The organism is Myxococcota bacterium, assembly GCA_041389495.1.
Lineage (GTDB): Bacteria > Myxococcota_A > UBA9160 > UBA9160 > UBA4427 > JAWKRT01.
Genome location: JAWKRT010000001.1, coordinates 900,103 through 920,809 on the forward strand (window position 1 = coordinate 900,103; position 20,707 = coordinate 920,809).

19 protein-coding genes and 2 tRNA genes are annotated in these 20,707 nt (G+C 75.1%); 12 read left to right on the forward strand and 9 right to left on the reverse strand.

All coding sequences use genetic code 11. The annotated features are described in order from the left end of the window. Positions 1-40 precede the first annotated feature (40 nt). Genes R3E88_04000 through R3E88_04015 form a run of 4 tightly spaced genes read left to right on the forward strand, consistent with a single transcriptional unit; the run spans position 41 to position 4,120 of the window. Entirely contained in the window at positions 41-1,390 is a 1,350-nt protein-coding gene (locus R3E88_04000) for a hypothetical protein (GenBank protein ID MEZ4215619.1), read from the forward strand. A 34-nt stretch (positions 1,391-1,424) separates the two neighbouring features. Beyond that, a complete protein-coding gene (locus tag R3E88_04005) occupies positions 1,425-2,291 on the forward strand; it encodes an LLM class F420-dependent oxidoreductase (GenBank protein MEZ4215620.1) in 867 nt (288 codons plus the stop codon). Between the two features lie 54 nt (positions 2,292-2,345). Further along, entirely contained in the window at positions 2,346-2,789 is a 444-nt protein-coding gene (locus R3E88_04010) for a VOC family protein (GenBank protein MEZ4215621.1), read from the forward strand. Further along, on the forward strand, positions 2,789-4,120 hold the full coding sequence (locus tag R3E88_04015; protein MEZ4215622.1) for a C69 family dipeptidase: 1,332 nt from the start codon (positions 2,789-2,791) through the stop codon (positions 4,118-4,120). The genes R3E88_04010 and R3E88_04015 overlap by 1 nt, the downstream gene beginning before the upstream one ends. Here R3E88_04015 and R3E88_04020 read toward each other — a convergent pair. Both R3E88_04020 and R3E88_04025 read right to left on the reverse strand, forming a co-directional pair. Next, positions 4,117-4,365: a helix-turn-helix transcriptional regulator gene (locus R3E88_04020; GenBank protein ID MEZ4215623.1), complete on the reverse strand. Its 249-nt coding sequence runs from the start codon at positions 4,363-4,365 to the stop codon at positions 4,117-4,119. The genes R3E88_04015 and R3E88_04020 overlap by 4 nt on opposite strands. 250 nt (positions 4,366-4,615) lie before the next feature. Next, positions 4,616-4,692: transfer RNA gene (locus tag R3E88_04025), tRNA-His, on the reverse strand. 121 nt (positions 4,693-4,813) lie between these two features. Here R3E88_04025 and R3E88_04030 point away from each other — a divergent pair. Next, positions 4,814-4,890, forward strand: a tRNA-Arg gene (locus R3E88_04030). A gap of 70 nt (positions 4,891-4,960) precedes the next feature. Then, on the forward strand, positions 4,961-6,925 hold the full coding sequence (locus R3E88_04035) for a hypothetical protein (protein MEZ4215624.1): 1,965 nt from the start codon (positions 4,961-4,963) through the stop codon (positions 6,923-6,925). Between the two features lie 241 nt (positions 6,926-7,166). On the opposite strand, the gene R3E88_04040 is transcribed toward R3E88_04035, so the two are convergent. After that, positions 7,167-8,039 (reverse strand): transglutaminase-like domain-containing protein, encoded by an 873-nt coding sequence (locus R3E88_04040; GenBank protein ID MEZ4215625.1) that lies wholly within the window; start codon positions 8,037-8,039, stop codon positions 7,167-7,169. Between the two features lie 203 nt (positions 8,040-8,242). On the opposite strand from R3E88_04040, the gene R3E88_04045 reads away from it, so the two are divergent. The 3 genes from R3E88_04045 (at position 8,243) to R3E88_04055 (ending at position 10,488) form a co-directional block, all read left to right on the forward strand. Next, the gene (locus R3E88_04045; GenBank protein MEZ4215626.1) at positions 8,243-8,485 is read left to right on the forward strand and encodes a hypothetical protein; all 243 of its coding nucleotides are present in this window, start codon (positions 8,243-8,245) and stop codon (positions 8,483-8,485) included. A gap of 136 nt (positions 8,486-8,621) precedes the next feature. Next, positions 8,622-9,683 (forward strand): 3-deoxy-7-phosphoheptulonate synthase, encoded by a 1,062-nt coding sequence (locus tag R3E88_04050; GenBank protein ID MEZ4215627.1) that lies wholly within the window; start codon positions 8,622-8,624, stop codon positions 9,681-9,683. A 28-nt stretch (positions 9,684-9,711) separates the two neighbouring features. Continuing rightward, entirely contained in the window at positions 9,712-10,488 is a 777-nt protein-coding gene (locus R3E88_04055; protein ID MEZ4215628.1) for an enoyl-CoA hydratase-related protein, read from the forward strand. Between the two features lie 100 nt (positions 10,489-10,588). On the opposite strand, the gene R3E88_04060 is transcribed toward R3E88_04055, so the two are convergent. The 3 genes from R3E88_04060 to R3E88_04070 all read right to left on the reverse strand — a co-directional run bounded on the left by R3E88_04060 (position 10,589) and on the right by R3E88_04070 (position 15,059). Beyond that, positions 10,589-11,782, reverse strand: a complete 1,194-nt coding sequence (locus R3E88_04060; protein ID MEZ4215629.1) for an aspartate aminotransferase family protein — start codon at positions 11,780-11,782, stop codon at positions 10,589-10,591. Between the two features lie 80 nt (positions 11,783-11,862). Next, positions 11,863-13,512 (reverse strand): adenylate/guanylate cyclase domain-containing protein, encoded by a 1,650-nt coding sequence (locus R3E88_04065; GenBank protein ID MEZ4215630.1) that lies wholly within the window; start codon positions 13,510-13,512, stop codon positions 11,863-11,865. Between the two features lie 23 nt (positions 13,513-13,535). Continuing rightward, the gene (locus R3E88_04070) at positions 13,536-15,059 is read right to left on the reverse strand and encodes a cyclic nucleotide-binding domain-containing protein (GenBank protein MEZ4215631.1); all 1,524 of its coding nucleotides are present in this window, start codon (positions 15,057-15,059) and stop codon (positions 13,536-13,538) included. Positions 15,060-15,136: 77 nt separating this feature from the next. Between R3E88_04070 and R3E88_04075 the strand changes: the two genes are divergently transcribed. The 3 genes from R3E88_04075 to R3E88_04085 are packed head-to-tail and all read left to right on the forward strand — an operon-like array spanning position 15,137 to position 17,388. Continuing rightward, the gene (locus tag R3E88_04075) at positions 15,137-15,856 is read left to right on the forward strand and encodes a GNAT family N-acetyltransferase (GenBank protein ID MEZ4215632.1); all 720 of its coding nucleotides are present in this window, start codon (positions 15,137-15,139) and stop codon (positions 15,854-15,856) included. Positions 15,857-15,916: 60 nt separating this feature from the next. Beyond that, complete coding sequence (locus R3E88_04080; GenBank protein MEZ4215633.1) at positions 15,917-16,723, forward strand: hypothetical protein; 807 nt, start codon at positions 15,917-15,919, stop codon at positions 16,721-16,723. Next, positions 16,720-17,388, forward strand: a complete 669-nt coding sequence (locus tag R3E88_04085; GenBank protein ID MEZ4215634.1) for a helix-turn-helix domain-containing protein — start codon at positions 16,720-16,722, stop codon at positions 17,386-17,388. The genes R3E88_04080 and R3E88_04085 overlap by 4 nt, the downstream gene beginning before the upstream one ends. Here R3E88_04085 and R3E88_04090 read toward each other — a convergent pair. The 3 genes from R3E88_04090 to R3E88_04100 form a co-directional block, all read right to left on the reverse strand. Beyond that, positions 17,385-18,263 (reverse strand): response regulator, encoded by an 879-nt coding sequence (locus R3E88_04090; GenBank protein MEZ4215635.1) that lies wholly within the window; start codon positions 18,261-18,263, stop codon positions 17,385-17,387. The two genes, R3E88_04085 and R3E88_04090, sit on opposite strands and share 4 nt — an antisense overlap. A 152-nt stretch (positions 18,264-18,415) precedes the next feature. Further along, positions 18,416-19,444, reverse strand: a complete 1,029-nt coding sequence (locus R3E88_04095; protein MEZ4215636.1) for a 2-dehydropantoate 2-reductase N-terminal domain-containing protein — start codon at positions 19,442-19,444, stop codon at positions 18,416-18,418. 21 nt (positions 19,445-19,465) lie between these two features. Further along, complete coding sequence (locus tag R3E88_04100; GenBank protein MEZ4215637.1) at positions 19,466-20,662, reverse strand: M20 family metallopeptidase; 1,197 nt, start codon at positions 20,660-20,662, stop codon at positions 19,466-19,468. Positions 20,663-20,707: the final 45 nt, after the last annotated feature.

The window sequence follows — 20,707 nt, forward strand, 5'->3', positions numbered from 1 at the left end:
TCGCGCCGCGCTGCCACCGAGGCGAGGAGCACGACGTCGCGTGACCGCCTGCACGCTGATGATTCCGGTCGAGAACGCGGCGCGCGAGCTCGACGCGAAGCTCCTGCTCGCGGCCGTCGCCGCGGAGCGCGGCTTTCCCGTCGTGCTCGGGTCGCGGCCGCACCTGCACTACGCGCTCCACCGCATCCCGCGCGGCGTGATGCTCGCGAAGAGCGTGCGCAAGCCGTCGCGCGTCGTGTTCCGCATCGCGCGCGAGCTCGGGCACGACGTCGTCGCGTTCGACGAGGAGGCACTCGTCCGCCCACCCGAGCCCGAGTACGTCGCGCGGCGGCTCGACGCGCGCGCCGTGCGGCGCGTGTCGCACCTGCTCTGCTGGGGCGAGGACGACGCCGACGTGCTCCGCCGCTACGCGCCCGCGCGCGGCATCCCGCTGCACGTCACGGGCAACGCGCGCGCCGACCTGCTGCGCCCGGAGCTGCGCGCCTACCTCGAGCCCGACGTGCGCGCGCTGCGCGCGCGCCACGGCGACTTCGTGCTCGTCGCGTCGAGCTTCGCCGCGGTGCAGCAGCGCGTCGACCCGCTGGGCGACGTGCCGACGGGCGCCTACTGGGAGGCGCGCGCGCGCCACCGCGCGGAGCTGCTCGCGCGCTTCGAGGCCCTCGCGCCAGCGCTCGCGAAGGCGCTGCCGGGCGTGCGCATCGTCGTGCGCCCGCACCCGGCCGAGAGCCGCGCGCGCTGGGATGCGCTCGCGCGCGCCGCGCACGGCGTCGTCGTCGACGAGTCGGGGAGCGCGCTCGCTGCCGCGCTCGCGGCGCGCGCCGTCGTCCACAACGGCTCGACGGCCGGGCTCGAGGCCGCGCTCGCCGGCGCACGCGTCGTCGCCTATCAGCCGGTCGCGCGCGAAGGGCTCGACGCGGCGCTTCCCGACGCGGTGTCGGAGCGCGCGTCGACGGAGGAGGAGGTCGTCGCGGCGGTCGCGCGCGCGGCCGCGCGCGCCGCGCCGTGCGCGCCGGTCGACGTCGAGCGCCACATCGCCTCGCTGCGGGGCCCGCTCGCGTGCGACCGCATCGTCGACGTGCTCGTCGAGGCCGGCTACCGGGAAGGGCCGCGGCGCGCGCGCCACGCGCTGCTCGCGGCGAAGGGCGCGATCAACGCGGTCGGGCGGCGCTGGCTGAAGGAGCGCGACCGCGATCGGCCCGGGCACCGCCGCAGCGCGGCCCACCACGCGCACCGCTTCCCGCCCGTCGCCGCGGCGGAGCTGCAGGCGCGCGTCGATCGGCTCGCCGCCGCGCTCGGGCGCTTCGCGGGCGTGCGCGTCGCCGCGCGCGGCGAGCCGCTCTTCGACGTGCGCGTCGACGAGCACGCCGGGGGCCCGCGATCTGGCGCATAATGCCGGGCCCACTCCGCAGGAGCCCGCACGCCGCATGAAGTTCGTCCTCTCCGCCGCCTTCCAGCCGCTCGACGAGCTGGCCCCGATCGCCCAGGCCGCCGACGCGCACGGCTACGAGGCGATGGCCTTCTCCGACCACGTCGCCTATCCCGAGGTGATCGACACGCCCTATCCCTATACGGAGGACGGCTCGCGCCGCTACGACGAGACGTCGCCGTTCCCCGACCCGTGGGTCGCGATCGGCGCGCTCGCGGCGGTGACGAAGCGCCTGCGCTTCACGAACAACGTGTTCGTGCTCGCGATGCGCAACCCGTTCATCGCGGCGAAGACGATCGGCACGGCGTCGCTGCTCTCGAAGGGGCGCGTCACGCTGACGATCGGCGTCGGCTGGTCGAAGGTCGAGTTCGAGATGGCGGGGCAGGAGTTCCGCGCGCGCGGCCGGCGCACGGACGAGATGGTCGAGGTGATGCGCAAGCTGTGGAGCGGCGACTGGGTCGAGCACCGCGGCGAGTTCTACGACTTCCCGCGCACGAAGATGCCGCCGGCGCCCGAGCACCCGATCCCCATCTGGGTGGGCGGCTTCTCGGAGCCGGCGCTCCGCCGCGCGGCGCGCAACGACGGCTGGCTCTCCGATCTCCAGACGAGCGCCGACATCGCGCGCTGCATCGAGCGCGTGCGCGCCTACCGCGCCGAGATGGGCCGCGCGCACCTGCCGCTCGACGTCATGGCGAGCCCGAGCGACGCGTTCACCGTCGATGGCTTCCGCAAGCTCGAGGACCAGGGCGTGACGCACATCCTCACGATGCCCTGGGTCTTCTACGGCGGCCTCACCGACGACCCGCAGCGCAAGCTCGACGGCCTGCGCCGCTTCGCGGACGACGTCGTCGCGAAGATGGTCTGAGCCCGCGCGCAGGGAGACGCCGCGCGCGGAGCGCGCGCACGCCAGGAGGCCACCGTGCCCGTCGTCGACATCACGCGCTTCGATCACGTCTCGCTCCACGTCCGCGACATGGAGGCGTCGCTGCGGTTCTACCGCGACGCGCTCGGCATGCAGGTGATCTTCGAGGAGGCGATCGCCGGCGCGAACCTCGACGCGGTGATGAAGCGCGGCGGCGCGTCGGGGCGGATGGTCGGCCTGCGCGTGCCGGGCGGCGACGCGATGATCGAGCTCATTCAGGGCGTGCGGAAGGTCAACGACGACCCGGGCACGCTCGACAGCCTGATCTTCTCGCTGCGCGTCGCCGACGCCGACGCCGCGCACGCGAAGCTCACGGCGGCCGGCATCGCGCCGCAGCAGCCCGTCCAGCAGTTCGGCGACACGGTGAAGCTCTTCTTCGTCGTCGACCCGGACGGCCGGCGCATCGAGTTCCTCGAGGCGCTCGCCGGAGCGAAGCACTGATGTGCGACTCGGTCGGCGTCGCGCCCGCGCGCTCGGCCACCGGGCGGACGCTCTTCGCGAAGAACAGCGACCGTCCGGAGGGCGAGTGCCAGCCGTTCGTGCAGTACCCGGCCGCCCACCATCCGCGCGGCGCGCGCGTGCGCTGCACGCACGTCGAGATCGCCCAGGTCGCGGAGACCTTCGCGGTGATGGGCCACTCGCCCTTCTGGGTCTTCGGCTTCGAGCACGGCGTGAACGAGCACGCGGTCGCGATCGGCAACCACACCGTGTTCTCGCGCGAGCCCGTCGAGGAGCAGCCGGGCCTGATCGGCATGGATCTCGTGCGTCTCGGTCTCGAGCGCGCGCGCACGGCGCGCGAGGCGGTCGAGGTCGTGGCGACGCTCGTCGAGACGCACGGGCAGGGCGGCCCCGCGTTCAAGCCGGGCGGCGGCGGCTACCACAACAGCTTCACCATCGCCGATGCGCGCGAGGTCTGGCTGATGGAGACGAGCGGCCGGCGCTGGGCGGCGCGCCGCGTCGAGGCCGGCGCGCTCACGAACCACTTCACGCTCGACACGGGCTGGGAGATCGCGTCGCGCGACCTCGAGAGCTTCGCGCGCACGGAGGGCTGGTGGACGGAGCGCGCACGCGTCGACGTCGCGCGCGCCTATCGCAACGAGCACGTGCCCGGTCGCATCTCGGAGGGGCGGCTGCGACGTTCGTGCGCGCTGCTCGCCGCGCGCGCCGCGCACGACGTCGCCGGCCTCGAGGCGCTGCTGCGCGATCACGGCGACGGCGGGCTCGCGCCGCCCGCGCACACGAGCACCGAGGAGGAGGCGCACTTCACGCTCTGCATGCACGCGGAGCCCGTCGGAACGACGACGGCGAGCCTCGTCGCCGAGCTTCCCGCACGGGACGAGCGCGACGACGCGGGCTGGCGCCCGTGGCCCGTGTGGATCTCGTTCGCGACGCCGTGCACGGGCGTCTTCCTGCCCGTCTACGTCGACGGCGTCGTGCCCGCCGCCTACGCGCGCGGCGGCGAGACGCCGAGCGACGACTCCGCGTGGTGGGCGTTCGCACGGCTGCGCGCGGCCGCACAGCGCGACTTCGCGGCGCTCAACCCGCGCCTTCGCGCCGCGTGGGCGCCGCTCGAGCGCGACATCGAGCGCGAGCGCGTCGAGGCCGAGGCGCGCGCGCTCGAGCTCGCGCGCGCGGGCGACGGCGACGCCGCGCGCGACGCGCTCTCGGCGTTCGCGCAGCGTTGTGCCGAGCGCGCGATCGCGCGCGCGGCGGAGCTCGTGGATGCGATCGAGAGCGGCGAGGACGTCGCCGCCGCGACGGCGGCGGGCTAGGCGCTCTTCGCGGCGTCGCGCGCGGCGACGTGGCGCACCGGCCGCGCGGCGCGCGCGCCGCCGAAGTAGTCGAACCGCAGCTCCCACGGAACGCCGAGCGCCTGCAGGATGCGGCGCTTCGTCGCCTGGCGGCACGTGCGCCCCTTCTCGACGGCGTGGATCGTGCGCGGCGAGACGTTGGCCTTGTCGGCCAGCTCCGTCTGCGTCCATCCGAGGGCCTGTCGGGCTGCGCGAATCCGGTTCATGAGGGGTCCTGGGGTCGGCGGTTCGAGGGCGGGAGTCTACCGCCGGACGCCCCTTCGATGGAAGGCTCGAAACGGCCCCGGCGAGGCCGATGTCGGGCCCCGCGCGCGATTCCCCTCCGCGCGTCGAGACGGGTCGGGAGCAGCGCAGATCGCGCGGGGAGCGCCGGCCCGGTGCGGTCGGGGCCGCGCGGCGCGCTCCGCGCCCGAGGATGTCGCGGGCGGCGGGCGGGGCGGAGCGCGGAAGGCCGGGTGGGGTGGGTAAGGGGATTCGAACCCCCGACTTCCAGAATCACAATCTGGCGCTCTAACCAACTGAGCTATACCCACCAGAAGGGGCGGCAAGCTAGTGAACGGGGGCTCGCGGTGTCAACGCGCCGGGGCCGCCGACGGCCGGCTCGGCGGCGGTGCCGGCGTTCCGGCCGGGCTCCACGGCTCGCCGCGATCGCTCGCCCCGATAGCTCAGTCGGATAGAGCAGTCGCCTTCTAAGCGACGGGTCGGAGGTTCGATTCCTCCTCGGGGCGCCAACCCGGCCCGCGCGCGCCGCGCGGGCCCGACGCGGCCTCGCGCCGCCCGCCGCGCGCAGGCCCCGTCACGATGACCCGCCGGCTCCCGATCGCGCTCGGCCTCGCCCTCGCCACCGCGGCGCTCTACGCGCAGACGGCGCGCTTCGACTTCGTCGCCCTCGACGACGACATCTACGTCTACGAGAACCCCGACCTCGACGGGCCGCTCGGCTGGGAGGGGCTCGCCTGGGCGTTCGCGCCCGAGATCCGCGTCTCGAACTGGCACCCGGTCACGATGTGGACGCTGCGCCTCGACGCGGCCGCCGTCGGCCGCGCGGACGCGCGCCGCTACCACGTCGTCAACGCGCTCCTGCACGGCGCGGCGACGCTGCTCGCCTTCTGGGCGCTCGTCGCGCTGACCGGGCGCGACGTCGAGAGCGGGCTCGTCGCGCTCGTCTTCGCCGTGCACCCGCTGCACGTCGAGTCGGTGGCCTGGGTGGCGAGCCGCAAGGACGTGCTCGCCGGCTGCGGATGGTGGGCGTCGATCGGATGCTATGCGGTCCACGCGCACCGAAGCGCGCGCGGCGAGCGCGGACGCGCGGCGCTCGCCTACGCGGGATGCCTCGCGGGAGCCGCGTTCGCGCTGCTCTCGAAGCCGTCGGCCGTGACGCTCCCGTTCGTGCTCGCGCTCTTCGACGTCTGGCCGCTCGCGCGCGCGCGGCGCGTGCGCGCCGCGCGGCTCGTCGCCGAGAAGCTCCCCGTGCTCGCGCTCGCGATCGCCGTGTCGGCGGCCACGCTGTGGGCGCAGAGCGGCTCGGGCGCGATGGAGGACGGCGCGCACATCGCCCTCGTCGACCGCCTCGCGAACGCGCTCGTCGCCTACGCGCGCTACGTCGTCGGCACGCTCTGGCCGACCGATCTCTCGCTCTTCTACCCGTATCCCGGGACGGTCGCGGCACCGCCGCTCGCGGCCTGGCAGATCGGCGGCGCCGCGGCGCTGCTCGCGGCGCTCTCGGGCATCGCGGTGCTCGCGGGGCGCCGCGGCCATGCGTGCGTGCCGGTCGGCTGGCTCTACTTCCTCGGCACGCTCGTCCCGATGATCGGGATCGTGCAGGTCGGCCTCGCCTCGCACGCGGATCGCTACACGTACCTGTCGCAGTCGGGGCTCGTCGTCGCGGCCGTCTTCGGCGCGAGCGAGTGGCTGCGCGCGCGACGGCCCGCGTGGCGCGCGCCCGCCCTCGGCGCGGCGCTCGCAGCGACCGTCGCGCTCGGCGTCGCGGGCCATCGCCAGGTCGCGCTCTGGCGCGACACGCCGACGCTCTTCGAGCACGTGCTGGCGGCGAGCCCGCGCAACGCGCTCGCCCACTACAACTACGCGAACTGGCTGCAGCAGTACGGCGCGCACGTGCCGGACGCGGGTGCGCGCGCCGAGCGCCACTACCGTGCGGCACTCGCGGTCGACCCGAAGGGCACGTCGGCCGCCGTGAACCTCGGGCTCCTGCTCGTGCTGCGCGGCGACCGCTCCGAAGGAATGGCGCTGCTCGAGGAAGCGGCTGCGCGCGCGCCGCTCCACGCGGGCGCGAACCTCGACCTCGGGCTTGCGCTCGCACAGACGGCGGCCGAGCAGGGCGGGCCGCCCGCGCTCTGGGCCCGCGCGCGCCGTCACCTCGAGCGCTCGCTCGACGGCGAGCCGCCGCCGCGCCCGATCGAGCGGCAGCGCGCCCACCGCGCGCTCGCGGGCATCGCGCAGCTCGAGGGCGACCTCGCGCGCGCGCGCGCCCACTGGGAGCGCGCCGTCGAGCTCGACCCCCGCGACCCGGTGAGCCTGCTCGAGCTGGCGCGCGTCCTCGCGCTCGAGGCCGCGCGCTCGTCCGGGCCCTCCGGTGCGGCTCCCGACCCCGACGGGCTCGACCGCGCCCGCGCGCTCGCGGCGCGCGCCGAGGCGGCGGCCCGACGCTCGGGCGACGCCCCGTCGGCCGAACGCGCCGCAGCCCTCGGCCGGGCGCTGCTTTCTCGGGAGCCGATGGAACCGCCGCAGGGCGGGCGGGGACGATAGGCCCAGATACTCCTCAGCTTCTCTCGTGGCGGCCTCATCCACCGCCTGGTTGGCAAGGGAAGCGCGTCGAGGGAGGGCATCGCCCGCGACGAAGGCACCTTGCACGACACGGCGGCCCGGTACCGGCACACCGGGCCGCCCTCCTTCCCCGGTCAGAGCCCGGCGCCACGGTGGCGCCGGGCTCTTTCCTTTGGCGGTCACGCGCGGCGGCCGGGTGGCGGCGCCGGAGCGGCGCGCGCGCTCAGTGCAGCTTCGGGGCGCGCTCGCGAAGCTGTGCGAGCACGCGCTCGACGCGCGGCGCGCTCGCGTCGCCGGGCGCGAGCGCGAGGAAGCGCTCGAGGTCGTCGATCGCCGGCGCGAAGCACTCGAGCGCCTGGTAGAGCAGGCCGCGGTCGCGCAGCTCGAGCGCGTCGTCCGGCGCGAGCAGCAGGATGCGGTCGACGCACGCGAGCGCCGCGTCGAGCTGGCGTCGCTGCAGGTGGATCTGCTTCAGGTTCGTGAGCATGCGGCGCAGCGTCTGGTGTGCGCTCGCCGCGGCGAGGTGCTCGTCGGCGAGCACGGCCTGCGGACCGAGCGCGCCGCGCAGCCGCTCGGCGCAGGCATCGCGCGTCAGCACACGGCCGTGGAAGGCGTCGACGACGATCGCGCCGCCGTCGCGGTCGACGACCTTCGCGAGGAAGTGGCCGGGGAAGCCGACGCCGTGCGCCTCGAGCCCCGCGCGCCGCGCGACCTCGACGTACACGATCGAGAGCGTGATCGGGATGCCGCGGCGGCGGTCGAGCACGTCGCCGAGGAAGCTGTTGCGCGGGTCGTAGTAGTCGTGCTCGTTGCCGCGGAAGCGCTCGCGCTCGAAGAGCACGTGGTTCAGGTGGGCGACCGCCTCCGCGGCGTCGGCGGCCGCCTCGACGCCCGCGCGCGCGGCTTCGCCGAGCGCGTCGAGCCGCTCGAGGTGGCGGTCGACCTCGGCGCGCGGGTCGGCCTCGGCCGCGAGCCAGAGCGCGGCGCGCGCGACGTCGATCTCGGGCTCGGGCAGCGCGACGGCGGCGGCGAACTGGCGCCGCGCCTCGCCGCGCGGGTCGTAGGGGCGTGCGCTCGGCGGCTCATCCGGCAGCATGCGGCACCCTGTGTCGCGAACGCGCGCGGGGCGCGCAAGCGCCGCGTGCCGCGCGCTGCAGTGTCGGCTCGTCGCGGCACCCGACGCGGCGTCTCGCGCCCCTGGACTCCGTTCGCGGGCGCGCGCCGCCCCGGCACGGGGCTTGCTCTTTCGCCGGGTCGTCGCGGGCGCGCCGCGCCGACGCGACACACAGGGAGGAGCCGATGACCGACCTCGACGACCGCGGAGCGCTGCCGGCGCGCGCACCGAGCCCCGGCATCGCCGCCGTGCTGAGCTTCTTCGTGCCCGGGCTCGGACAGCTCTACTGCGGCCGCCTGCTCGCGGGCGCGCTCTGGTTCCTGGGCACCGGGCTCGCCTACTGGGCGGTGCTCGTGCCGGGCTTCTTCGTCCACGCCGTCTGCATCTGGTCGGCCTACCAGAGCGCGAAGGAGTGGCGCGGCTACTAGCCGGCGCGCGGGGCGCGCGCCGCGGCCGACGGCGGCGCGCGCGTCCGGGCTCGGCCGGTTGGCGACGCGCGGCGCGACGCCGCATCATGGGCGGCCCCGCGCCGTCGCCCCGAGCGCGGGCGAGAGGCCCGCGGCAATGCCCCCCACGTACCAGACCGACGACGTCCGCATCGACGAGCTCCGGCCGCTGATCCCGCCGGCGATCCTGATGGAGGAGCTCCCCGCCACCGAGGACGTGTGCTCGCGCGTCGCGGGGCACCGCGAGCAGGTGGCGCGCATCCTCGCCGGGGACGACGACCGGCTGATCGCCGTCGTCGGCCCGTGCTCGATCCACGACACGAAGGCCGCCCTCGAGTACGCGGAGCGTCTCGCCGGGCTCGCCGAAGCGCTGCGCGACGACCTGCTCGTCGTGATGCGCGTCTACTTCGAGAAGCCGCGCACCATCATCGGGTGGAAGGGGCTCATCAACGACCCGCACCTCGACGGGAGCTTCGCGATCAACGAGGGGCTGCGGCTCGCGCGGCGCTTCCTGCTCGACGTGATCGCGCTCGGGCTCCCGTCGGCGAGCGAGTTCCTCGACCCGATCTCGCCGCAGTTCTACGCCGACCTCGTCGCGTGGGGCGCGATCGGCGCGCGCACGTCCGAGAGCCAGGTGCACCGCGAGCTCGCGAGCGGCCTGTCGATGCCCGTCGGCTTCAAGAACGGGACGGACGGCGGCGTGCAGCTCGCGATCGACGGCATCCTGTCGGCCGCGCACCCGCACCATTTCCTGTCGGTCACCAAGCAGGGCGTCGCGGCCATCGTGTCGACGCGCGGCAATCCCGAGTGCCACGTCATCCTGCGCGGCGGCGCCAACGGGCCGAACTACGACGCGGCGTCGATCGCCGCCGTCGCCGCGAAGCTCGAGAAGGCCGGGCTCCCGCCGCGCATCATGGTCGACTGCAGCCACGCGAACAGCGAGAAGAACCACGAGAACCAGCCGCGCGTCGCGGCCGAGGTCGGGCGCCAGGTCGCGGGCGGCGAGCGCGCGATCGTCGGTGTGATGGTCGAGAGCTTCCTCGTCGACGGCAACCAGGATCACACGAAGACGGCCGAGCTCGTCTACGGCAAGAGCATCACGGACAAGTGCCTCGACTGGGAGCGCACCGAGGCGCTGCTGCGCGACCTCGCCGATTCCGTGCGCAAGCGCCGCGGCTAGCGCGTCCGCGCACAGGGGAGGCCGAGGCATGCCCGAGTTCTGCAGGGTCGAGCGCGACGGACGGCTGTGGACCGTCACGATGTCGCGCCCCGAGCGCATGAACGCGCTGCACCCGCCCGCGAACGTCGAGCTCGGCGAGGTCTTCGACGCGTTCGCGGCCGACGACGAGGCCTGGGTCGCGATCCTCACCGGCGAGGGCGACCGCGCCTTCTGCGCCGGCAACGACCTCAAGTACACGGCCGAGGGAACCGGCGAGCTCGCGGTCGGGCCGATGGGCTTCGGCGGGCTCACGGGCCGCTACGACCTCGTGAAGCCGGTGATCGCGGCCGTGAACGGCGTCGCGATGGGCGGGGGCTTCGAGATCGCCCTCGCGTGCGACCTGATCGTCGCGTCGGAGAACGCGCGCTTCGCGCTGCCCGAGCCGCGCGTCGGGCTCGCCGCGCTCGCGGGCGGCATGCAGCGGCTCCCGCGCCAGATCGGCCTCAAGCACGCGATGGGCATGCTGCTCACGGGCCGCCACGTGTCGGCGCAGGAGGGGCGCGAGCTCGGCTTCGTGAACGAGGTGGTGCCGCACGAGGAGCTCTTGCCCCCGGCGCGGCGCTGGGCCGACCAGATCCTCGCCTGCGCGCCGCTCTCGGTGCGCGCGTCCAAGCAGGTGGCGATGCGGAGCCTCGACCACGCCTCGCTCGAGGAGGCGTGCAACGCGCGCTACGACGCCGTCGCGACGCTCCTGCGCAGCGACGACTTCCGCGAAGGCCCGCGCGCCTTCGCCGAGAAGCGCGACCCGGTCTGGAAGGGTCGTTAGGCGCTCCCGCTCCCTGGCGCGTCCACCCGGGCCGGACGCGGCGAGGCCGTCCCCGCGGCCGAGCGCGAACGAGACGCGGGCAGGGCGTGCGGAGGCGTCGCTAGGCGCGGATCGCGGCTTCGAGGACGGCGAGACCGTGCTCGAGCTCGGCCTGCGTGATCACGAGCGCCGGTGCCAGCCGCACCGTGTTCGGGCCCGCCTGGATGACGAGCACGCCTTCGTCGCGGCAGCGCGCGACGACGTCGCCGACGGGAGCCGGGAGCTCGATGCCGCGCAGGTGCCCGACGCCGCGCACCTCGACGACGCGGTCGCCGAGCTCGCGCGCCATGCGCGCGAGGCGCTCGTCGAGCCACTTCGCGACGTGGCGCGCGTGCTCGAGCACGCCGCCCTCGGTGAGCTCGGCGAGGACGGCGTCGGCGCAGGCCGTCGCGAGCGGGTTGCCGCCGAACGTCGACGCGTGCGAGCCCGGTACGAGCGCCTTCGCGTAGCGCTCCGTCGTGCACATCGCGCCGATCGGCATGCCGTTGCCGAGCGCCTTGGCGAGCGTCATCACGTCGGGCACGGCGTCGTGCTGCTCGTACGCGAACAGCGTCCCCGTGCGGCCCATGCCCGCCTGCACCTCGTCGAAGATCAGGATCGCGCCGCACTCGTCCGCGAGCGCGCGCAGGTCGCGCAGGAAGCCGGGCGGGGCGGGGCGCACGCCGCTCTCGCCCTGCACGGGCTCGACGATGATCGCGGCCGTGCGCTCGCCGACGAGCGCCTCGACGCTCGCGATGTCGCCGAACGTGGCGAAGCCGACGCCGGGCACGAGCGGCTCGAAGCCCTTCCAGTAGGCGGGCGTCCCGGTCGTGCTCACCGTGAACAGCGTGCGGCCGTGGAAGCTCCCGTGGAAGGCGACGATCTCGAAGCGGTCGTCGCCGCGGTCGCGGTGCCAGCGCCGCGCGAGCTTGAGCGCGGCCTCGTTCGCCTCGGCGCCCGAGTTGCAGAAGTAGACGCGCTCGGCGAACGAGTGCGCGACGATGCGCTCGGCCGCGCGCACCTGCGGCTCGGTGGTGAACAGGTTCGAGGCGTGCCAGAGCTTGTGGGCCTGCGACTCGAGCGCGCCGACGACGCGCGGGTGCGCGTGGCCGAGCGCGACGGTCGCGATGCCGCCCATCAGGTCGAGGTAGCGACGCCCGTCCGCGTCCCACAGGTGGCAGCCCTCGCCGCGCACGATGGCGATCGGCTGGCGGGCGTAGTTCGCGACGAGCACGTTGCTGCCGCGCTGGGCGATGTCCTGGTTGGGATCGGTCATCGGCGCGCTCCTCGGACGCGGGCGCCGAGCATAACAGGGCGAGGCCGCGCGCGCGCCGGCTCGCGGGCGGGTGTGCGCGCTCAGTCGGCGCGCGGGCCGAGCACGCGGACGGGGCGGACGACCTGGCGCTTGCCCTTGAGGCGCGCCGGCTCGAGCGGCTCGCCCTCGAAGAGCGACGACACGCGCCGCCACGTCTCCTCGCCGACGACGACCTCGCCCGGCAGCGCGACGGAGGCCTCGAGCCGGCTCGCGATGTTCACGACGTCGCCGATCACCGTGTAGTCCTTGCGCTCGGGCGAGCCGATGTCGCCGACGACCACCGCGCCCGAGTTGATCCCGATGCGCATCTCGAGGCTGCGCCGCTTCGAGTACGAGTTGAGCTCGGCGAGCAGCTCCTGCATGCGCAGCGCCGCGCGCACGGCGCGTTCCGCGTGGTCGGGCATCGGGAGCGGCGCACCGAAGAACGCCATCAGCCCGTCGCCGCGGAACTTGTCGAGCGTCCCCTCGAGCTCGAAGATCGCCTCGGTGAGCCGCTCGAACACCTGGTTCAGCATCCGCACCGTCTCGGCGGGCTCGAGCGTCTCGGCCATCGCCGTGAAGCCGCACAGGTCGGCGAAGACGACGCTGACGTCCGCCTCCTCGGCGACCATCCGCCCGGGCTCGTGCGGTGTGCCGACGATGCGGTCGACGACCGCGGGCGAGCTGTAGCGCGCGAGCCGCCCGCGGATCTCCTGCTCGTGGCGGAGCCGCTCGCGCAGCCCCGTGCGCTCGACGGCGACCGCCGACAGGATGCCCAGCGCGGAGAGCGCCTGGAGGTGCTCGCTCGTGAACGGGTCGTCGACGCTCTGGCGGTCGACGTAGACGAAGCCGACGACGTGGCCGTCGCGGTAGAGCGGCGCGCACATCGCCGAGCGGATGTGCATGAGGATCACGCTCTCCGCGCCACCGAAACGCTCGTCGTGCAGCGGGTCGTTCACGATCAGCGACTGGCGCCGCTCGAGCACGTCGTTCGCGATGTGCGTGCTGATGCGGATCGGCTCGTCCGCCGCGCCCTCGAGCGTGCGCATCACCTTGGGCGTCGTCGTCCCGGTCGCTTCGTCGTGCAGGCAGATGACGCCGCGCTCGGCCGGGATGCTGCGGAACACGAGCTCGAGGATGCGCTCGAGCGTCTCGTCGAGCGACTCGCAGGAGATCAGCGCCTCGACCGCGTCGCCGAACAGGCGCACGCCGGGCGCGAGCCGCGCCATCTCGGGCGCGCGTTCGCTCTCGTCGGGCGCCGCGAGCGGCGACACGCTGCTCTGCGTGCTGCCCTCGCGCGACGCGAGCAGCGTGTCGAGGCGGGCGACGTCGAGGATCTCCGTGCGGCGCCCCTTCTCGGACTTCGCCTCGAAGACCACGTTGGCGGGCGCGGCGGGGCGCGCGCGCGCGATCCGCACGTAGAGCCGCACGGCGCCGAGATCGATGCGGTCGCCGTCGTGGAGCCGCTGCTGCGTCGTGCGGTAGGTGTTGACCTTGACGCCGTTCTTCGAGCCGAGGTCGGTGATCGTCCAGGTCGACCCGTCGCAGGTGATGCGCGCATGCCGGCGCGAGACGCTGTCGTCGACGAGCACGAGCGAGCAGCTCGGCGCGCGCCCGATCAGGAAGTCGCCCTCGCCTGCGACGACCGAGCGCTCCTCGCCGTCGTGCTCGAAGCGGAGCTCGAGCGTGGTCGACGGCGCGGCGGGTTCCATGTCGGGCAGTGTACCGGCGCGGCTCACACGAGCTCCACCACGTCGGCGTCGTCGAAGGAGTCCTCGGGGTCGAAGGCGGCGAGCCCTTCGGCGCGGCGCGCATCGGCGATCGCGGCGAGCCGCTCGCGCAGGCCGCGCGCCTCCTCCGCCGCGCGCTCGAACTCGGCCCGCGGCAGCATCAGCACCCACGACTTGCGGGCGGCGCGCACCGTGGCGCTCGCCGGCACGCCTCGCAGCAGCGACATCTCCCCGCACGGCGCGCCCGGGCCTAACGTGGCGATCTCCTTCTCGCCGCACGCGTCCTCGCGGGCCGACGCGCGGAGTGCGCCGGCGAGCACCAGGTAGAGCGCGCTCGCGGCCTGGCCCTGCTCGATCAGCGTCGCACCCGCGCGCACCTCGAGCAGCCGGAACCGGCGCGCGAGTGCGCGCCGCTCCGCGGCCGCGAGGCCGGCGAACACCGCGCTCGTCCGGACGAGGCGCGCGACGAGCCGCTCGCGCAGCAGCCGCAGCAGCACCGCCAGCATCTCGGGCTCCTCGTCGAGCAGCTCGGCGACGACGGCGCGGTCGATGGCGAGCAGCTCGGTGTCGACGAGCGCCTCGATCGTCGCGTTGCGCGGCTCGTTCGTGACGAGCGCGATCTCGCCGAAGTAGCCGCCCGCCTCGATCACGCCGAGCCGGCGGCGCGGGCTCGCGTCGGTCGCCTCGGCGATCGGTACGACCGCGCCCTCGACCACGACGTAGAGCGCGTCCGGCGCGTCGCCCTCGCGGAACACCACGTCTCCCTCGGCCACCGCGACGCGGCGCGCCGCCGCGACGAGCTTGCGGAGCGCGCGCACGCCGAGGCGGCCGAAGATCGGCGTCGCGACGAGCGAGCGCGCGGCCGCGCGCGCCTCGGGGTCGGCCGCCGGCGGGTCGGGCTCGCACGGGAGCTCGGCGGCGGGCGCGCGTTCCGCGGCGGGCGCGCGCTCCAGCGCGGGTGCCGGCGGCGCGCCCGCGCGCGGCGCCTTCTCCCCTCCCTCGTCCCCGAGCGCGGGCGCGACGACGTCCTCGCCGACGACCTCGTCGTCGAGCTCGAGCACCTCCGTCACGTCGACCTCGTCGGCGCCGCCGTCGAGCGACCCGTCCGCCGCCTCCTCGACCAGCAGGAGCTCCTCGATCGGCGCGGCGCCGCGCGCGGCAGGGCGCGCCGCGGGCCGCGCGCGCGCGGGTCGCGCGGCGGCCGGCCCGACGCCGTCGCGCAGCGCGGCCAGCCGGTCGAGCGTCGCGGTGTGCATGGGGTCGACGTCGAGGATCCAGTTGCAGACGGCGATCGCCTGGATCCCCGCGCCGGCCCTCGTGTAGAGCTCGGCCGCCCGGACGAGGGCGGCGAGCGTCTCCTGGTAGCGGCCGACGTCCTGGTAGCTGCGCGCGAGGCGCTTCCAGAGCTTGGGCTCGCCGGGAGCCAGGGCGGCCGCGCGTTCGAGCGCGTCGACGAGCGCCGCGCCGTCGCCGCGGCGCTCGGCCGCGTCCGCGCTCGCCAGCCATCCCTGGAGGTCTTCGCCCGCCATGGCTCCCCTCTTCGGGGGTGCCGTCGGGGCGCTTGACGCGCGAGCGCCGGCCCCGGAGCGGCTAGGCTCGCCGCCCGATGGCGCACGTCGACGACGGCTTCGGCGCAGGGCGTTCCGGTGCGGTCGCGGTCGCGGCGGGGCGCGCGCCCGCCGGCGGGCACGGCGGTGGGCACGCGCGGCTGCTCGACGTCGGGCCGCTCGACGTCGGGCCGCTCGACGAACCAGAGCGCGACGCGGCGGTGCAGCTGCTCGCTCGCGCGTTCCGCGACAACCCGCTCAACACCGCGGTCGTCGGCGGCCGTGCGCGCCGCCGGCTGCGCGCCAACCGGGCCGGGACGCGCGCCGCGCTCGAGAGCGCGCGCGGTCTCGCGCTCGTGCTCGGCGCCCGGCGCGCGGGCGCGCTCGTCGGCGTGCTGGTCGCGCAGCCGCCCGGCGTCCACCCGCTCCCGCTCCCGGGCGTCGCGACCCAGCTGCGCGTGCTCGCCGCGCAGGGGCTCCGCACCGCGCGCCGCTGGGCGCGCGTCCACTTCGAGCTCGAGCGCGCGCACCCGCGCGAGCCGCACTGGTACCTCGACATGGTCGGCGTCGAGCCGGACGCGCAGCGCCGCGGCGTCGGACGGGCCCTGCTCGACGCGTTCCTCGCGCGTGTCGACGCGGACGGGGCGCCGAGCTACCTCGAGACGGACCGACGCGAGAATCTCGCTCTCTACGCGCGCGCGGCGTATCGCGTCGTCGGCGAGGAACGCGTGCTCGGGGTCCCGGTGTTCCGCCTGTGGCGGAGGCCGGGCGGGGCCTAGCGAGCGTGGGCGTGCGCCGCCGCCCCCTCGCATCCGCCGCCGCACGGCAGGAGGAATTCGATGTTCGGCCGACGTTCCGACGCGACGCTCGTGCGGGGGCTGTCCCCGATGCGCGCGTTCATGCCCTTCATCTCGCCGCGCCGCAACGACTCGCTCGTGCTGTACACGCTCGAGGTCGATCCCGATCCCGCGCTGCGCTTCGTCGAGACGTACAACGCGACCGCGCCGCCGGATCGCAAGCTCTCGCTCTTCCTGCTGATGCTGCGGGCCATCGCCGAGACGATCCGCCAGCGCCCTCACGTGAATCGCTTCGTCGCGGGCGGGCGGCTCTGGCAGCGCGACGAGGTGTGGATCACGTTCAGCGCGAAGATGACGCTCGAGGACGGTGCGCCGCTCGTCACCGTGAAGCGCCGCTTCGACCTCGACAAGAGCGTCGAGGAGATGGTCGAGGGCATCGCGTCCCGCCTCGTGCGGCGACGCGGCGGCGAGAAGACGCAGAGCGATCGCGAGATGGGCCTCGGGCTGCGCTTCCCGCCATTCGTCACGCGCTTCGCCGTCTGGGCGCTCGGCAAGGCGAACGCCCTGGGCCTGCTGCCCAAGAAGATGGTCGACGACGACCCGCTCTTCGCGACGCTCTTCGCCGCGAACCTCGGCTCGGTCGACATGGAGGCCGGCTACCACCACCTGTGGGAGTACGGCACGTGCTCGATCTTCGCGATGATGGGCCGCGTGAAGACGCGCATCGACGGCTCGCGCTTCTTCGAGATCAAGTTCTCGTACGACGAGCGCATGGCGGACGGGCTCTACGGCGGCATCTCGATGGAGATGATCAAGACCGCGCTCGAGAACCCGGAGCGGCTCGTGTGACGTCGAGCGTCTCCGATGCGCAGGGAGGCGCGCCGCGGAGGCTGCGCTCCGACGACGGGCGGCTCGTGCGCGGCCGCCGCAGCCGCGCGCGCATCCTGCGCGCGGCGCGCGAGCTCTTCCGCGAGCGGGGCTTCGACGGCGCGACCCTGCGCGCCATCGCCGAGCGCGCGGGCATGGGGGCGAGCTCGATCTACCGGCACGTGCGCTCGAAGGAGGAGCTGCTCGTGAGCGAGCTCGCCGTGCTGCAGGAGGAGGCGTGGAAGCGCTTCCGCGCGAGCGACGACCGGCGCGCGCCGACGGCCGCGCGCGTCGAGCGCTTCCTCCGCCTCCAGCACGAGCTGCTCGCCGCCGATCGCGACTTCACGCTGATCGCGCTGCGCGCGACGACGCGACCGCAGGCGCGCGTCGCGCGCCAGGTGCTCGCGCTGCACGATCGCACGATCGGCCTGCTCGCGGAGATCCTCCAGATCGGGCGCATGCGCGGCGACCTCGCGCGCGACCTCGACGTGCTCGAGGCGGCCCGGACGCTCTTCCACATCACGCAGGGGGCGCGGATCCCGTGGGTCAACGGGCTCGTCGACGACGACGCCTGCCTCGACGCGATCCGCCGCGACGTCGAGCTGCTCGTGCGCGGCATCGGCGCGCAGCGCCCGGCGCAGGCCTAGCTTCGCGGGCGCGGCTCCGGCGCGGGCTCGGGCGGCGGCCAGGGCGCGAGCTCGACGAACAGGTCGTCCCACTTCACGCCGTCGAAGAACGGCTCCACCTCGTGACGCGCGCAGCGCATGCACGCCGCGCTCCCGCCCTCCTCGGCGAGCTGCCGCGCGAGCCGTCGCAGCACGACCGGCGCGATCGGCGGCGCGCTCGCGCACAGCAGGAGGAGCGCGCGCCGGTCGGAGAGCCGCAGCGCCGAGTCCTCGGCGCGCAGCCGGCTGCACGCGAGCTCGAGGAGTGCGTCGAGCATCGCGACGTCGTCGCTCTCGACCGCGACGATCGTCGAGTCGAGCCCGAACTCGACCTGGAAGCGCGAGGCGAGCTCGATGCGGCGCTCGAACGCGGCGTCGTCGAGCACGTCCATTCCCGCCGTGTCGGCGAGCATGCGCTCGACGTCGCCGGAGACGGGGTTCGCGAGCACCGACGTCGGCAGGCGCAGCAGCATGTCGATCTTCTGCAGCAGCTCGAAGCGGTGGACGGGCTTCGCGAGCACGTCCGTCGCACCGAGCGCGAGCACGCGCAGCCGGTCGGTCGCGCGGGCGAGGCGGCCCGAGACGACGAGCACGGGAAGGGTCGAGCCCGCGCGGCGCATCGCGCGCAGCACGTCGAGGCCGTTCACGCGCGGCATCTCGAGGTCGAGGACGATCAGGTCGGGGTGGTCGCTGAAGATGCTCGCCGTCGCGTCGAAGCCGTCGACGGCGGTGAGGACTTCGTACCGGGAGGAGAGCGCGTCGCGCGTCATCTCGCGCGCGACCTTGTCGTCGTCGACGACGAGGATGCGCGGGCGGCCGACGGGCGGACGCGGGGCTCGTGCTTCGTCGCCGGTCACGCCGCTCCCACCGTTCCTCGCCGGCGCCGCCGGCCGGGTCGCAAAGGCCTGTCACGCGCCGGCCTCCGGCACGCGTTGCAGCACCGCTGCACTCCTTCGACGAGGCCGGAATCGCGCTTGAGGCGCGAAGGCGCGCTCGGGCGTTCGCCCGGTCAGGCCGCGTGGATTCCGTCGAGGAAGTCCGCGCAGCGCGCGCTCTCGGGGCCGCGCCCCTCGCGCCGCGCGCGCAGCGCGAGGTCGAGTGCGCGCGCGTTCATCGGCGCGGCGACGCCGTGCGCCCGCGCGAGGGCGACGATCCGCTCGTGGTACAGGTCGGCCTCGAGCGGCGCGCCGTAGCGGAGCGCCGCCCACACCGCGTTGTAGAGCGGGAGGTCGCGGGCGCTCGTCCCCGCAGCGGCGGACGCGCGCTGGAAGACGATCTCCTCGTCGAGCGATCGGTCGCGCCCGTCGCACGAGCGCGCGGCGACACCCGCGGCCGCGAGCGCGTCGCGCGCCTCCTCGAGCAGCCGCGCCTTGATCTCGACGAACGCCTCGCTCGCGTGCTCGCCGCGGCGCACGAGTGCGTTCGGGACGCTCATCAGGTTGATGCAGAGCTTGAGCCACTTGTCGGCGCGGACGTCCGGCGACTCGCCGACGTCGAAGCCGGCCGCGCGGAACGCGGCCGCGAGCGCGCGCGCGTCTCCCGAGGCCGCCGCGCTGGCGGGGCCGACGACGATGCGCCCGCGTCCGAGCGCGAGTGCCGAGCGGGGCGACGTGCGCGTGCACGTCTGCCGCACGACGACGCCCACGACGCGGTCGAAGACCGCCGCCGCCACGTCCTCGTTGTCCACGTCGTTCTGCGCGCACGCGACGGCGATCGCGGGCGCCGTGCGCGCGAGCTCCGCGACGACGGTCGCCGTGTCGGGAGCGCGCACGCAGAGCAGCGCGGTGCGCGAGGCGAGGTCCTCGATCTCCGCCGGCGAGGTTGCGGCCGTGGAGACGCGCGCCTCGATCTCCTCGTCGGTCGCCGGGTCGCGCCCCGCAATGCCGTCGCGCGCGCTGCGGCGCGCGGCCGCCGCCGTGCGCGCGAGCACCGCGACGTCGACACCGGCGGCCGCGAGGCGCGCGCCGAGCGCGAGCCCGACGGCACCCGCGCCGACGAGCGCGAGCTTCGGGAGCGCCGGGCCGCCGACGGGGGTCACGCGCGCGCGCGCCGCGTGGGCTCAGCCATCGGCGCGGCTCTCGAAGATCGCGCGCGCGCGCGCGCGCAGGTCGGCGTCGGCGAGCACGTCGAGCGCCGTCATCGCGAGCGCCTTCGCGCCGTCGATCGCCGCGCGGTCGCCGATCTCCGCGCGCGCGTGCAGGGCGAACTCGGCGTTGTGGATCGTGCAGTGGACGGGCGCCGCGGCGAGCATCGGGTGGATGGAGGGCACGCGGTGGCTGACGTTGCCCATGTCCGTGCTGCCGGCCAGGCTCGCGGGCAGCTTGTCGATCGGGAAGAAGCTGCGGCCGAGGCGCTCGGCGTTCGAGCGGAACGCCTCCTCGAGCGGCTCGTTGCGCCGGATGTCGAGGTAGTCGACGTCGCTCCACTGCACCTCGACGGTCGCGCCCGTGGCGAGGGCACCGGCCTCGAAGCACGCGGCCACCCGCTTCTTCAACGCGTCGAGCTCGCGCTGGTTCGCGGCGCGCACGTAGAAGCGGCCGACGGCGCGGTCGGGGACGATGTTGGGCGCGCCGCCGCCTTCCGTGATCACGCCGTGGATGCGCTCGCGCGGGCGGATGTGCTGGCGCAGCTGTGCGATCGACTGGTAGGCGGTGACGAGCGCATCGAGCGCGTTGACACCGCGCTCCGGCATGGCGGCGGCGTGCGCCGCCGTCCCCCGGTAGATCACGTCGACCTCGGCGAGCGCCGTGCACGGCATCGTCACGAGGTCGACGCTCGACGGGTGCATCATGAGCGCCGCGTCGACGCCCTCGAGCGCGCCCTCGCGCGCCATCCGCTCCTTGCCGCCGCCGCGCTCCTCGGCCGGCGTCCCGAGCAGGCGCACGCGGCCGGGAAGGGCGTCGCCGAGCTCGGCGAGCGCGAGCGCGGCGCCGAGCGCGGACGTCGCGATCAGGTTGTGGCCGCAGGCGTGCCCGATGTCGGGCAGCGCGTCGTACTCGGCGAGCACGGCGACGCGCGGCCCGTCGGCCGCGCCGAAGTCGGCGGCGAACGCGGTCGGCAGGCCGTAGGCGCCCGGGTCGACGGCGAGGCCCGCGGCGCGAAGCGCACCGACGAGCAGGGCCTGCGCCTCGCGCTCCTCGAACGCGAGCTCGGGCCGCGCGTGGATCGCGTGCGAGACGCGCAGGAGCTCGGGCTCGAGCCGATCGATGCTATGCGAGACCGCGCGCTTGAGGGCGTCGACGTCGGGGTGCGGCATGGCCGCAGTGTATCGCGCGCGTGGGATAGACTGCGGCCCGCGCGT

Coding starts and splice junctions, on each gene's coding strand:
- R3E88_04055 (MEZ4215628.1), top strand. CDS start 9,712: ATGCCCGAGTTCTGCAGGGTCGAGCGCGACGGACGGCTGTGGACCGTC.
- R3E88_04045 (MEZ4215626.1), top strand. CDS start 8,243: ATGACCGACCTCGACGACCGCGGAGCGCTGCCGGCGCGCGCACCGAGC.
- R3E88_04050 (MEZ4215627.1), top strand. CDS start 8,622: ATGCCCCCCACGTACCAGACCGACGACGTCCGCATCGACGAGCTCCGG.
- R3E88_04015 (MEZ4215622.1), top strand. CDS start 2,789: ATGTGCGACTCGGTCGGCGTCGCGCCCGCGCGCTCGGCCACCGGGCGG.
- R3E88_04080 (MEZ4215633.1), top strand. CDS start 15,917: ATGTTCGGCCGACGTTCCGACGCGACGCTCGTGCGGGGGCTGTCCCCG.
- R3E88_04070 (MEZ4215631.1), bottom strand. CDS start 15,059: ATGGCGGGCGAAGACCTCCAGGGATGGCTGGCGAGCGCGGACGCGGCC.
- R3E88_04020 (MEZ4215623.1), bottom strand. CDS start 4,365: ATGAACCGGATTCGCGCAGCCCGACAGGCCCTCGGATGGACGCAGACG.
- R3E88_04060 (MEZ4215629.1), bottom strand. CDS start 11,782: ATGACCGATCCCAACCAGGACATCGCCCAGCGCGGCAGCAACGTGCTC.
- R3E88_04075 (MEZ4215632.1), top strand. CDS start 15,137: ATGGCGCACGTCGACGACGGCTTCGGCGCAGGGCGTTCCGGTGCGGTC.
- R3E88_04040 (MEZ4215625.1), bottom strand. CDS start 8,039: ATGCTGCCGGATGAGCCGCCGAGCGCACGCCCCTACGACCCGCGCGGC.
- R3E88_04100 (MEZ4215637.1), bottom strand. CDS start 20,662: ATGCCGCACCCCGACGTCGACGCCCTCAAGCGCGCGGTCTCGCATAGC.
- R3E88_04035 (MEZ4215624.1), top strand. CDS start 4,961: ATGACCCGCCGGCTCCCGATCGCGCTCGGCCTCGCCCTCGCCACCGCG.
- R3E88_04005 (MEZ4215620.1), top strand. CDS start 1,425: ATGAAGTTCGTCCTCTCCGCCGCCTTCCAGCCGCTCGACGAGCTGGCC.
- R3E88_04065 (MEZ4215630.1), bottom strand. CDS start 13,512: ATGGAACCCGCCGCGCCGTCGACCACGCTCGAGCTCCGCTTCGAGCAC.